The 12,482-nt window shown below is 69.9% G+C and carries 10 protein-coding genes; 9 read left to right on the top strand and 1 reads right to left on the bottom strand.

Annotated elements, in window-relative coordinates; genetic code table 11:
• Positions 1-158: 158 nt before the first annotated feature.
• The 9 genes from Q0V34_RS04810 (at position 159) to Q0V34_RS04770 (ending at position 11,959) form a co-directional block, all read left to right on the top strand.
• The gene (locus Q0V34_RS04810) at positions 159-956 is read left to right on the top strand and encodes a FadR/GntR family transcriptional regulator (RefSeq protein WP_297508563.1); all 798 of its coding nucleotides are present in this window, start codon (positions 159-161) and stop codon (positions 954-956) included.
• A complete protein-coding gene (locus Q0V34_RS04805; protein WP_367272033.1) occupies positions 953-1,702 on the top strand; it encodes a FadR/GntR family transcriptional regulator in 750 nt (249 codons plus the stop codon). The genes Q0V34_RS04810 and Q0V34_RS04805 overlap by 4 nt, the downstream gene beginning before the upstream one ends.
• Positions 1,703-1,830: 128 nt before the next feature.
• Positions 1,831-2,961, top strand: coding sequence for a glycoside hydrolase family 88 protein (locus Q0V34_RS04800; protein ID WP_297508560.1), 1,131 nt, complete (start codon positions 1,831-1,833; stop codon positions 2,959-2,961).
• Between the two features lie 45 nt (positions 2,962-3,006).
• A complete protein-coding gene (locus tag Q0V34_RS04795) occupies positions 3,007-4,476 on the top strand; it encodes an MFS transporter (protein ID WP_297508557.1) in 1,470 nt (489 codons plus the stop codon).
• Positions 4,473-5,438, top strand: coding sequence for an alpha/beta hydrolase (locus tag Q0V34_RS04790; RefSeq protein WP_297508554.1), 966 nt, complete (start codon positions 4,473-4,475; stop codon positions 5,436-5,438). The genes Q0V34_RS04795 and Q0V34_RS04790 overlap by 4 nt, the downstream gene beginning before the upstream one ends.
• Before the next feature lie 2 nt (positions 5,439-5,440).
• Positions 5,441-7,162 (top strand): hypothetical protein, encoded by a 1,722-nt coding sequence (locus Q0V34_RS04785; RefSeq protein WP_297508551.1) that lies wholly within the window; start codon positions 5,441-5,443, stop codon positions 7,160-7,162.
• A complete protein-coding gene (lldD, locus tag Q0V34_RS04780; protein ID WP_297508548.1) occupies positions 7,159-8,334 on the top strand; it encodes an FMN-dependent L-lactate dehydrogenase LldD in 1,176 nt (391 codons plus the stop codon). Before Q0V34_RS04785 ends, lldD begins: the two co-directional genes overlap by 4 nt.
• Positions 8,331-10,280, top strand: a complete 1,950-nt coding sequence (locus Q0V34_RS04775) for a sialate O-acetylesterase (RefSeq protein WP_297508545.1) — start codon at positions 8,331-8,333, stop codon at positions 10,278-10,280. The genes lldD and Q0V34_RS04775 overlap by 4 nt, the downstream gene beginning before the upstream one ends.
• The gene (locus Q0V34_RS04770; RefSeq protein WP_297508542.1) at positions 10,277-11,959 is read left to right on the top strand and encodes a hypothetical protein; all 1,683 of its coding nucleotides are present in this window, start codon (positions 10,277-10,279) and stop codon (positions 11,957-11,959) included. Before Q0V34_RS04775 ends, Q0V34_RS04770 begins: the two co-directional genes overlap by 4 nt.
• Positions 11,960-11,966: 7 nt before the next feature.
• On the opposite strand, the gene Q0V34_RS04765 is transcribed toward Q0V34_RS04770, so the two are convergent.
• A complete protein-coding gene (locus Q0V34_RS04765) occupies positions 11,967-12,470 on the bottom strand; it encodes an Lrp/AsnC family transcriptional regulator (RefSeq protein WP_297508539.1) in 504 nt (167 codons plus the stop codon).
• Positions 12,471-12,482: the final 12 nt, after the last annotated feature.

The following is a 12,482-nucleotide window of genomic DNA, read 5'->3' as shown; positions in this document are numbered from 1 at the left end:
AACCTCTTCTCGGGTTGGCGGCAGACATATCTTACCAGTTTTCAGAAGTCCACCCATAGGCCTTACCAGACCGCTTTCTCCTGACCAGGCCGCCTTGGTTGCTCCGGTATGGGGGGACTGGTAAGTTACCTCTCCATGCGTCAGCCAACGGTCGATACGTGATCAGCTCCCGAAAGCTCTACTCGGATGTGGCTCGGGAAATTTCCGAGCAAATTCAGACGAAGGCCTATTCGGCTGGCGAGAAACTTCCGTCTGAACGCGAACTCGCCGAGACCTTCGGGGTCAGCCGTCCGACCGTGCGCGAGGCGATCATCGCCCTTGAAGTGCTTGGACTGGTCAAGACTGTGACCCGCTCGGGCGTCTATGTCGCCGACGCCCCGCCCGCCCAGGTCCGGACGACAGATCTGGACATCGGCCCGTTCGAGCTGCTGGAAGCGCGAATCCTGTTCGAGGGCGAGGTCGCCGCCCTGGCCGCGCGCAACATCACCGACGAGGAGATCGAGTCGCTGAGCGCCATCCTCGACCAGCTGGGGGTCCTCAACGGTCGCAACGACCACTCCCCCGCCCTGGACCGCGCCTTTCACGTCGGGATCGCCAACTGCTCGCGCAACGCCTCGATGGTCGACGCGATCGAGACCCTCTGGACGATGGGCGAACAGTCCGCGCTCTGCCGTCACATGCACGAGCGCAAGCGAAACGCGGACTGGCGTCCGCAGGAGCGCGAGCACGGCGGCATCCTGGCGGCCCTGGCCGCCCGCGACCCGGCCCAGGCGCGCAAGGCGATGCGCGATCACCTGTCGCGCGTGATCTCGGAAATCATGGACGCCACCGAAACCGAGCTGATCACCAAGGCGCGCGAGGAAATCAGCGAGAAATTCAGGGGCATCGCGGACCGCCATCCCTCGATCTCCCGCAAGAAGACCAAGATCTCGAAGACGGTCAGCCTCGCGCCATGATGGAAGAGCTTGAAGCCGAGAAGACTTATCAGAAAGTCTATCGCGATATCTCGAACAAGATCTCTTCCCGCGTCTACAAGGTCGACGATCGACTGCCGCCGGAGAAGGAACTGGCCAAGCTGTATGGCGTGGGTCGGCCGACGATACGCGAGGCGATGATCGCGCTGGAGGTGCTGGGCCTGGTCGAGTCGCGACACGGTTCGGGCGTCTATGTCACCCAACGCGAGCCGCCGATCGTCGAACACCGCCCGCGATTCGAGCTTCCGGACATCGCCGAGGCGCGCCTGGTGTTCGAGGTCGAGGCCGCCGGCCTCGCCGCCGTGGCGCCCGAGGAACAGGATCTCGACGATCTGCGGGTCCTGGTTTCGACATTGGAGCGCGGCGGCGCCGACGCCAGCGGCGCGGAACGGGACTTCCACCTCATCGTCGCGCGCGCCGCGCACAACGTCGCGGTTCAGACGGTGGTGCGTCGCTTGCTCGACCACCAGGACGCGGCCCTCGCCGCCCAGTACGATCAGGACCCGCACGCGCTGCCGGCTTACGCGCCGTCGACGGCCTATGCCGAGGTGCTGGCCGCGCTGGAACAGCGCGATCCGCCAGCGGCGCGCCGAGCGATGCAATCGCTCGTCGCGCTTCTGGTCGAACGACTTCTCGAGCAGGCCGAGGCGGCGTTGGTCCGCAGGACCTTGAAGGACTTCCGGAATCGCCGTGACGCGCTGATCCGCCGGATCGCCGCGGAAGATTGACCCCAAAAAGAGTCCTTACCAGATATTGACTCCCGCCGGGCGAGGGCTTACCCCCTCCTTGACCAAGCGTCTCGCGCCGCGCCGAACCAAGCGCCGCGAACGAGCCGCTGATCCGGGAGGGAATAGGCATGGCTGACGGCGGCGATAGCATTGGGGACGTGATGCGGGCGGCCGTGAATCCGGCGGAGCTTGAATCCCTGATCGTGCGCCTGGAGAACCGGCTGGTCAGCATCGTGGACAACAGCGGCGAGTTCCTGCAGCCGCTGGGCGACGGTCGGGTGATCGACACCAAGAGCTGGCACGGCTGGGATTGGACGCACGGCGTCGCGCTCTATGGCCTTTGGAAGCATCACGAGCTGACCGGCTCGGAAGACGCTCTGACCAAGATCAACGACTGGTTCGCCTACCACTTCGAGCGGGGCACCCCCAGCAAGAACATCAACAGCATGGCGCCGATGCTGACCCTGGCGTTCGTGCGCGAGAAGTCCGGCGCGTCCAACCTTGATCCGCACCTGGAGTCCTGGGCCGAATACCTGATGAAGGGCCTGCCTCGGACCGAGGAAAACGGCTTCCAGCACATCGTCTTCCGCAACATCAACTATCAGCAGCTCTGGGACGACACGCTGTTCATGAGCGTGCTGCCGCTGGCCAAGATCGGCCTGCTGTTCGGGCGCGAGGACTACGTCAACGAGGCGCTGCGGCAGTTCCTGTTGCACATCAAGTATCTGGCCGACCGCAAGACGGGTCTCTGGTTCCATGGCTGGACCTTCGACGGCTACCACCATTTCGCCGAGGCCCTCTGGGCGCGCGGCAACGCCTGGGTGACCATCGCCATCCCGGAAATCATCGAGATGCTGGACCTGCCCGCCGGGGATCCGATCCGGATGTTCCTGCAAGAAACGCTGGTCAAACAAGTCGAGGCCCTGGCGCGCCTTCAGCATAGCAGCGGCATGTGGCACACCCTGATGGACGACCCCTCGTCCTATCTGGAGGCCTCGGCCACGGCCGGCTTCGGCGCCGGCATTCTGAAGGGTGTGCGCAAGGGCTATCTGCCGGACCAGTACGCCGAGGTCGGCCGGCGCGCGCTGATGGCCACGATCCGCAACATCAGCCCCGAGGGCGAGCTGCTGCAGACCTCGTTCGGCACCGGCATGGGCGACACGCTGCAGTTCTACCGCGACATCCCGCTGACCGCGATGCCGTACGGCCAGTCCCTGGCCATCCTCTGTCTGGTCGAGGCCCTGCGCCAGACCTTCTAGGCCGCCCGCGGCCTAGCGATAAAGACAATCGGGGAAGGGAACACGATGGTGCGGCAAATCCGCTTCGGCAACGTGCTGGCCTATGGCGCGACCGACATGATCGGCGCCGGGGCCATCGGCGTGATTTCCGGCTGGCTGCTCTACTTCTACACGACGTTCTGCGGCCTGTCGGCGGCCGAGGCCGCCTCGATCTTCGCCATCTCGCGACTGATCGACGCCCTCAGCAGCCCGATCGTCGGGCATATCTCGGACCGCTGGGGCCAGACGGCTCTGGGACGACGGTTCGGCCGCCGCCGGTTCTTCCTGCTGTTCTCGATCCCGCTGCTGCCGATCTTTACCCTGATGTGGGTCGCCGGCCAGCACTACGCCTACTACCTGGCCACCTATATCGCGTTCGATCTGGTCTACGCCTTCATCGTCATCCCCTACGAGTCGCTGGCGCCGGCCATGACGCGGGACTTCACCCAGAAGTCGCGGCTGTCGGGCGTGCGCCTGCTGTTCGGCCAGATCGCCACCCTCCTGGCCGGCATGCTGCCGGGCCAGCTGGTCGCGCTGCTGGGCAAGGAGAACGCGCAGACCTTCCTGATCCAGGGGGCGATCTTCAGCGGCGTCTTCATGCTGGCCGTGTTCGTCACCTGGGTCGGCACCTGGGAGAGCGAGGCCCTGACCGAGGACGCCCAGGCCGCGCCGGCCGGCAATCCGATCGTGGCGCTGTACAAGAACATCCTGTCCACCCTGCGGATCCGCGCCTTCCGCCAGCATCTGGGCATGTACCTGGCGGCCTACATGTCGCTGGACGTCTTCAACATCGTCTTCCCGTATTTCGTGGTGTTCTGCCTGGGCGGCGCGCTGGTCTCGACCTCGAACCTGGTCGGCCTGCAATCGGCGGCGCAGTTCCTGGGCGTGCTGGCCGCCATGGCGCTGATCGGCCGCCTTCAGCCCAGCCCGACCTATCGCTGGTCGGTGGCGCTGTGGAGCGTGTCGCTGGTGGCGCTGCTGGCGATCTTCTATGTCGCGCCGCCGCACAAGTGGCTCTGGCTGGGCGGCCTCATGGTCGTCGCCGGCCTGGCCCGCGGCGCTCTCGCCTACATCCCGTGGAACCTCTACACCTACATGGGCGACGTCGACGAGGCGGCCTCGGGCCAGCGGCGCGACGGCGCCCTGGCCGGCGTGATGACCTTCGTGCGCAAGGCCGCCCAGGCGTTGGCCGTGATGACCGTCGGCCTCGTCCTGCAGTCGCAGGGCTTCATCGCCTCCGCCAAGATCCAGTCGCCCCACACCCAGGCGGCGATCGTCTGGACGCTGTTCGGCATGATCGGCGTGCTGCTGGTCGGCGGCGTCTGGACCGCCTCGCGCATGTCGTTGACGCGCCGCAGCTACGCGCTTTTGCAGGCCGAGATCGAGCGGCGCCGCACGGCGCCCCAGACCCCGCCCGATCCGGAGGCGCTGCGCGCGATCTCCGCCCTGATCGGCCGCCCCTACGCGCCGCCGACGGTCGTGGAGCCGGGCCGATGAACCGCCGAGGCGTTCTGGCGGCCATGGTCGCGACGGCCAGCGCCTCGGTCGCCGACGCCGCGCGCGCCCAGACCAACACGGTCGGCGGCTGGCCGAAGCCGGACGAGATCATCGACCTGTGGCCCGCCGGCGCCCTGCCCTCGCCCGCGACGCCCTTGACCGAGACGATCAAGGACATGGGCGACGCGGCCTTCCACGATCGCGTGGCCTCGGGGATCAGCCGTCCGCGCCTGTCGCTGTTCAAGCCGCTCCGCCCGAACGGCGCGGCGATCCTGCTGATCCCGGGCGGCTCGTACAAGGTCGTCGGCGTCGACCGCGAGGGCTGGGAAATCGCCCACTGGCTGCGCGAACGCGGCTACACCGTCGGCGTCCTGCTGTACCGGCTGCCGGGCGAGGGCTGGACCAAGCGCGCGGAGGTTCCGCTCGCCGACGCCCAGCGGGCCATGCGCCTGTTCAAGGCCCGTGCGGCGAGCCTGGGCGTCGCCGACGCGATCAGCGTCCTGGGCCTGTCGGCGGGCGGGCACCTGGCCGCCAGCCTCGCCGTGTGGCCGGATCAATCGACCTACGCCCCGGTGGACGCGACGGATCGGATCTCGGCGGCTCCGGCCGGACTGGCCCTCGTCTACCCCGTGATCGCGATGGAGCCGCCGTTCGCCAACGCCGGCTCGCGCGACAACCTCCTGGGCCCGTCCCCGACGCCCGAGCTCGCCGCCCGCTACTCGTTGCAGAACGCGGTCGGCGCCGCGACGCCGCCGACCTTCATCGTCGCCTGCCAGGACGATGCGGCCGTGCCCGTCGAGAACAGCCTGATGTTCGCCGCCGCCTTGCAGAAGGCCAAGCGCCCGCTGGAACTGCACGTCTTCCCGCGCGGCGGCCACGGCTTCGGCTACCGCCGGGCGCTGAGCAAGCCGGTCGGGGTCTGGCTCGAGCTCTATCTGACCTGGCTGCGGAGCCAGGCCTGACCATGTCGGCGGCCCATCGACCGCCCCTGGCCGCGCTCAACCTGGTGCACCAGACGCCAGGCGAGCCGCCGATCGAGACCCGGTTCAGCGATCCGGCCCATCTGGCCGAGCTCGGCTTCGCGGGCGATGTTCTCAATGACTTCGGGTTCTTGCAGACGGCGCTGACCTTCGAGGGCTTCGATCCGGCGCTCGCGCCCCCCGGCTCGGCGGCCCGCGCCCGCGCCGACGCCCGCGCCGAGGTCATCCGCGCCTTCATCGACACGCGCCGGGCCCAAGGCCTGAAGGCCTATGTCTGGGCCGACATGATCGTGTTGCCCCGGACGGTGCTGGAGCGTCACGGCGAGGCGATGACCGACGCGCGAGGGCGCTTCGACCTGTCGCGTCCGGCCACCCAGGCGGTCCACCGGGCCATGGCCGACGAGATCGTCGCCCGCTTTCCGGGTCTGAGCGGCGTCGTGATCCGCACCGGCGAGACCTATCTGCACAACACGCCGGACTTCGTGGGCAACAATCCCGCCGACGGCGGCGCGGCGGACGCCGCGCCCTGGGCGGCCGCCGATCGTCACGCCCTGTTGCTGAACCTGCTGCGCGAGGGTCTCTGCGAACGCGGGCTGGAGGTGATCTACCGCACCTGGGCCTTCGGCGGGGTGCACACCGATCCGGACCTCTTTCTGCGGATGTCCGATCAGGTCGCGCCGCACCCGCGGCTGTCCCTGGCCATCAAGCACACCGCCGGCGACTTTCATCGCGGCTTCCGGTTCAACCCGACCCTGGGCCTGGGACGGCACCCCCACTGGGTGGAGGTCCAGTGCCAACGTGAATACGAGGGCAAGGGCGTCTTCCCGAACTATATCGCCCAAGGCGTCATCGACGGCTTCGAGGAGCGGGCCGGCGATCCCGCGCCCAGAGGCCTGGGTGCGCTCGACGGCACGGCGCCGCTGGCCGGGCTGGTGATCTGGAGCCGAGGCGGCGGCTGGGCCGGGCCGCGTCCGGCGCGGGAGTTCTGGTGCGCCTTGAACGCCGCCGTTCTGCTGGCCTGGTCCAAGGCGCCCGAGGCCGGCGAGGCCGCCGCCTTCGATCGGGTCTGCCGCGACCAGTGGGGCCTGGACGATCGCTCGACCACGGCGCTGCGGCGTCTGTGCCTGCTGTCGGCCTCGGCGGTGCTACGCGGCCGGTCGAGCCTGCTGACCGCCGTCAATCCCTGGTGGACGCGGGACGAGTTCCTGGGCGGCGTCGCGCCCGCCGACGTCTGGGCCGCGCTCAACGAAGAAAAGTGGTGCGCGCTGAACGCCGATCTCGACCGCATCGACCGTCAGGACCTGACCGACGGCGTGCTGGCGGAAAAGGACCTGGCCGTGGACCAATGGCGCGAGATCGTCGCCCTGGCCGATCAGGTCGCCCTCCCCGATCCGGCGGATCAAGGCTTCCTGCGCGACTCGTGCGAGCACGGGCTGCGACTGCACCAGGCGATCGCCGCGGGCTGGCGCGTGATGCTGATCGGCCAGCGGGCCGGGCGCATTGGCCGCCTCGACGATAAAATCGGCTTGACGGCCGCCGTGGCGGCCTACGAAACGGCCTGGCGCGACTATGAGGCGCTGGCCGAGCGTCCCGGCGCCTCCAGTTTTTACCAGCCGCGCGCCTTCGACTTCACCCCGCCCGACTTCGCGCGCGCGGACGGACTTGAGGCGACGGTGCGCGACATCGCCAAAAGGTGGCTCCCATGAAAGCGGCCTCGATCAGCGACTACCGCGCCCTGGCCCAGGCGCGCCTGCCGCATTTCCTGTTCGAATATCTGGACGGCGGCTCTTACGACGAACTCACCCTGCGGCGAAACCGCGAGGACTTGCAGGCCATCGCCCTGCGGCAGCGGGTCATGCGCGACGTCTCGGGCATCGATCTCAGCGGCGACCTGTTCGGACAATCCGTGAAGCTGCCGGTGGCGCTGGCCCCGGTCGGCTTGTCAGGCCTCTACGCGCGTCGCGGCGAGGTCCAGGCCCAGCGCGCGGCCCTGGAGGCGGGCGTGCCGTTCACGCTCTCGACCGTGTCGGCCTGCTCGATCGAGGAAGTTCGCCGCGCCAGCGGGGCGCCGTTCTGGTTCCAGCTCTACATGATCCGCGACCGCGCCTTCATGGCGGACCTGTTGCGCAAGGCCGCCGAGGCCGAGTGCGGCGCTCTGGTCTTCACCGTCGACATGCCGGTGCCCGGCACGCGCTATCGCGACTACCGCTCGGGCCTGGCCGGCGCGCCCGGCCTCGGCGGCGCGGCGCGGCGGTTCGCCCAGGCGATGGTCCGTCCCGGCTGGGCCTATGACGTCGGCCTGCGCGGCGGCCCGCACAGCCTGGGCAATGTCGCCCCGGTGCTGAAGGGCAAGACCGGCATCGAGGACTTCTTCGCCTGGATGCGCGACAATTTCGACCCCAGCGTCACCTGGCGGGATCTGGAATGGGTCCGGAGCCAATGGCGCGGCCCCTTGATCGTCAAGGGCATCCTCGATCCCGACGACGCGCGCGAGGCGATCCGCTGCGGCGCGGACGGCGTGGTGGTGTCCAACCACGGCGGCCGGCAGCTGGACGGCGTCCTGTCCTCGGTCGCGGCCCTGCCCAGGGTCGCGGAGGCCGTGGCCGGCGACGCCACCGTTCTGGCGGACGGCGGCGTGCGCTCGGGCCTCGACGTGGTCCGCATGCTGGCCCGCGGCGCCGATAGCGTCCTGATCGGCCGAGCCTGGGTCTACGCCCTGGCGGCGCGCGGCCAGGCCGGCGTCGCCGACGTCCTGAGACTGCTGGCCGCCGAGATGCGCGTGGCCATGGCGCTGACCGGCGCCAATCGGCTGGCGGACCTCACCGCCGACAGCCTGGAAGACCTGACCCACACCGCGACGAAAGGAAGCCGGCGATGAGGAAGCTGTCGTTGATGCTGGGCGCGGGCCTCGCGATCGCGCTATCGGCCCAAGCTCGCGCCGAGCCCTTGCTGGCCCCCGTGTTCCAAGATCACGCCGTGGTGCAGCGCGACGGCCCCATCCCCGTCTGGGGCAAGGCCGCGCCCGGCGCCAAGGTCGGCATCCGCCTGAACGGCGTCGAGGCCCAAGCCGTCGCCGGCGCCGACGGGCGGTGGCGCGCGAACCTTCCGGCGATCCCGGCGGGGGGACCGTACGAGCTGCAGGTCACCGCCGGCGCCGAGACCCAAACCGTGCGGGACGTCCTGGTCGGCGACGTGCTGTTGTGCTCGGGTCAATCGAACATGGCCTTCCCGCTGAGGTCGATGCTCAGCCCCGGCAAGGACTTGTCTCGTGCGGCCGATCCGGGCGTCCGCCTGCTCTCGGTCGAGAAGACCGGCGCGCTGAAGCCGGCCAGCGCCCTACCGGCCTCCGCCCGCTGGACGATCGCCGATCCTTCGACGGTCCCGGAATTCTCGGCGGTCTGCCTGCTGGCCGGCCGGCAACTGCGCGAGACGCTGAAGACCCCGATCGGCCTGATCAACGCCTCGGTCGGCGGCTCGCCGATCGAGGACTGGCTGAGCGCCGAGGCCCTGGGCGCCACCGGTCAAAAGGCCAAGGACCTGGCGATGTACGCCGCCTACGCCAAGGATCCCGCCCTGGGCCAGGCCGCGCTGCGCGACATGATCGAGCCGTGGTGGAAGACCCGCAAGACCCTGGAGACGGCCGCTTGGCGTCAACCGGCCTTCGACGACGCCGACTGGGGACAGATCACGCTGGACGGCCGCTGGCAGGGCGCCGGCGACGCCGCGCTGCGCGACTTCGACGGCACGATCTGGCTGCGCCGGCGGATCACCCTGACGGCGGAACAGGCCCAGGGCGAGGCGACGCTCCTGCTGGGGCGGCTGACCGACATGGACGCCACCTTCGTCAACGGCGTCTGGGTCGGCAGCGACGAGGGCGACCGCGAGCGGCGCTACCGCGTCCCGCGCGGCGTCCTGAAGGCCGGCGACAATCTGATCGCCCTGCGCGTCACGGGCAGCTACGGCGCCGGCGGCTGGAAAGGCGGCAAGGACGCCAAGCTGACCACGGCCGCGGGCGACGTCTCCATCGCCGGTCCGTGGCGCTACAAGATCGCCGCGCCGCTGGCCGACACCGGCGCGCCGCCCCGCGCGCCCTGGGAGCCGGGCCGGGGCGTGACCAATCTCTTCAACGGCATGATCGCCCCGCTGCAGCCCTACGGCCTGAAGGCGGTGCTCTGGTACCAGGGCGAGCAGAACGCCTCGAAGGCGGCCGACTACGCGGGGACCCTGCCGGCTCTGCTGGAGAGCTGGCGCGCCGGCTTCCAGCGCCCCCTGCCCTTCGTCGTCGTGCAACTGCCCAACTGGCACGCGCGCTCGGACAAGCCGATGAACTCGGCCTGGGCCGAACTGCGCGAGGCGCAGCGCAAGACGGTGCTGAACGACGGAAACGCCGCCCTGGCCGTCACCATCGATCTGGGCGAGATCAACGACGTCCACCCCGTCAACAAGCGCGACGTGGCGACCCGCGTGGCGGACCAGACCCTACGGCTCGCCTATGGACGCCCCGTCGCCGCCGCCAGCCCCGCCCCGATCAAGGTCGAGCGGCGCGGCGACACGGTGGCGGTCACGTTCGACGCCGCCGAGGACGGCCTCGTCGTCTACAGCGCCAACACGCCCGCCAGCTTCGAGCTGTGCGACGCCGCCCGTCGCTGCCGGTTCGCCGACGCCCGCGTCGACAAGTCGGAGGTGCTGCTGGCGGTCCCGCAAGGCTTCTCGCCGAGCTTCGTCCGCTACGCCTGGGCCGACTCGCCGATCATCAATCTCTATAATCGGCGGAACCTGCCCGCGACGCCGTTCGAGGAGCCCATCGCCCCGGCCAAGCCATGAGCGGGCCGCGCCTCGACCGACGCCGATGGCTGATCGGGGCCGGCGCGGCCTCGCTGGCCGTGACGCCGGGCGAGAGCTTCCCCGCGCGCGCCGCTCCCTTCCCCATCGGCGACGCGCCCGGGGCCGCGCCCGAACTGCCGGGCTTCGACGGCCAGTCGGTCTGGCCGTTTCGCGTCGACGTCCCCGGCCGAAAGGCCAACGCCTATCTGTGGATCCCTCCGCGAGCGCGGCGCGTCCGCGCGGTGATCATCGGCCAGACCATCGTCATCGAGAAGATGTTCCTCGAGGACCCAGTGATCCGCGAACTGGCCGCGCGCGAGTCGATGGCGCTGGTCTGGTTCAACCGCAACTGGGGCAACCGCTTCGTCTATGACGCGGTCACCCGCGATCACGAGGTTCTGGAAGCCTCGCTGGCCGCCCTGGCGCGGGTGTCGGGCTATGACGAGGTCGCGACGGCGCCGCTCGTGACGATCGGCCATTCCGCCTCCCAGGGCTTCGCCTTCAATCCCGCCTACTGGCGGCCCGAGCGCGTCCTGGCGATCATCAGCGCCAAGGCCGGCCTGGGACGGCCGCCCGCCTGGGATCCGGAAGCATCGCTGAAGGACACGCCGATCCTCCAGGTCGGGGCCGAGATCTTCGAGTTGGGCGCGGCCTACAAGCTCGGCGACCTCGACGCCACGGCTCGCCAGATGGCGGCCTACGGCGCGGCCCATCCCGGCGCGGCGGCGATCGGCCTGACCAAGACCGGCAGCGGTCATTTCGAGTGGTCGCAAGATCTCTCGCGCTACGCCGCCGACTTCATCGCCGCGGCGGCGCGAGCCCGCCTGCCGGCTCGCTCGGGCGTGGGTTCGGCGTTTCGCTCGGTTCCGCCGGACAGGTTCTGGCTGGTCGACACGCGCGCGCCTCAACGGTTCGAGCCCGCGCCCGCGCCCCTCTACCAAGGCCCGCCCGACGAGGCGATGCGAGTCTTCGACGCCCGGTTGGCGCGAGGGCTCGCGCGGTTCGCCGAGGGTCGCGAACGCGCGCCGCAATGGCTTGGCTTTCGCCAGCATGGCCGGCTGGTTCCCGCCCTAGATGGGAAACTGCCCGAGCTGGCCTTCGAGCCGGACGCGGACGGGGAAAGCTTTTCGCTGCGGGTTGAGCGACTGGTCGAGCCGCCGGCCGCCGGTCAGGCGGAACCGCCGCGCATCCCCGACTCGTCCGCCGTGCGCCTGCGGGTCGCCGGCTGGGGCTGGAGCTGCGCGCAGGTCGGTCCCGATCGCTTTCGGATCCGCTTCAGCCGGGCCGAGGACAATATCGACAAGGTCATCATTCTCGCCGAGCATCCCGGCGACGACCGCTACAGGCCCGTCGTCCAGCCGGTGCTGATCCGCATTCCCACGCGACGGGCCTCGGGTCTGGCCCAGACGATCAGCTTCCCGCCCCTGCCCGAGCTGCGGCGCGGGGCGGCGCCCACGCCTTTGAAGGCCACGGCCTCCAGCGGCCTGCCGGTGCGCTACTATGTCAAGGAGGGACCGGCCTATGTGGACCCGCGGGATCGCCTGGTTCTGACCGAGCCTCCCGCCCTGACCGCCGGCCCGCTCGTGATCACCGTCGTCGCCTATCAGTGGGGCCGGGATGGCGAGAACCCGGTCCAGACCGCCACGCCCGTGGCGCGGACCACGCGGCTCTCGCTGTAGGCGCGCTTCAAGCGGCCCGGGCGATGTGGTCGCGGTTGATGCGGATCACGCCCAGCGCCTCCAGCGACAACAACAGCCGCCACAGCTGCGACAGCTCAAGATCCAGCGCCCGTCGCAGCGGCGGCGTTTCGAGCGCCGGAAGGTCGACGGCCAGGCCGGCGCTGACGCCGCTGCGTTCGCCGTCCTCGTCCTCGATCTGACCCATCCGGTCGATCAGCCGCCGCTCGGCGAGGGCTCGCAGGCGGCGACGAACGGTCTCGCCCGGCACGTTCAGCGCGGCGGCCACGCCCTCGATCGACACCGGACGACGCTCGGCGTCGACTTCCGGATCGTCGAGCGCCGCGCGCCGGCTCAGCGGCAGATGCTGCAGGTTGGCGGCGGCGATGGTGTGGAAGATCAGGAACTCCAGCGGGTCCAGGTCGAGCGCGCGCTGGCGCGCGTCGATCCAGTTCAGCACGAAGGTCGTGGTCGTCCGGCGCACGGCGCGGGCGACATCGCCGGGGATCAGCATTCTGGGCGTCTC

The organism is uncultured Caulobacter sp. (assembly GCF_947036865.1).
Taxonomy (GTDB): Bacteria; Pseudomonadota; Alphaproteobacteria; order Caulobacterales; family Caulobacteraceae; genus Caulobacter.
This window is presented reverse-complemented; position numbering and strand designations above follow the sequence as displayed.

Excerpts from the sequence above, each read along its gene's own strand:
- Q0V34_RS04805 (WP_367272033.1), top strand. The coding sequence starts at position 953 with ATGATGGAAGAGCTTGAAGCCGAGAAGACTTATCAGAAAGTCTATCGC.
- Q0V34_RS04800 (WP_297508560.1), top strand. The coding sequence starts at position 1,831 with ATGGCTGACGGCGGCGATAGCATTGGGGACGTGATGCGGGCGGCCGTG.
- Q0V34_RS04795 (WP_297508557.1), top strand. The coding sequence starts at position 3,007 with ATGGTGCGGCAAATCCGCTTCGGCAACGTGCTGGCCTATGGCGCGACC.
- Q0V34_RS04790 (WP_297508554.1), top strand. The coding sequence starts at position 4,473 with ATGAACCGCCGAGGCGTTCTGGCGGCCATGGTCGCGACGGCCAGCGCC.
- Q0V34_RS04785 (WP_297508551.1), top strand. The coding sequence starts at position 5,441 with ATGTCGGCGGCCCATCGACCGCCCCTGGCCGCGCTCAACCTGGTGCAC.
- lldD (WP_297508548.1), top strand. The coding sequence starts at position 7,159 with ATGAAAGCGGCCTCGATCAGCGACTACCGCGCCCTGGCCCAGGCGCGC.
- Q0V34_RS04775 (WP_297508545.1), top strand. The coding sequence starts at position 8,331 with ATGAGGAAGCTGTCGTTGATGCTGGGCGCGGGCCTCGCGATCGCGCTA.
- Q0V34_RS04770 (WP_297508542.1), top strand. The coding sequence starts at position 10,277 with ATGAGCGGGCCGCGCCTCGACCGACGCCGATGGCTGATCGGGGCCGGC.
- Q0V34_RS04765 (WP_297508539.1), bottom strand. The coding sequence starts at position 12,470 with ATGCTGATCCCCGGCGATGTCGCCCGCGCCGTGCGCCGGACGACCACG.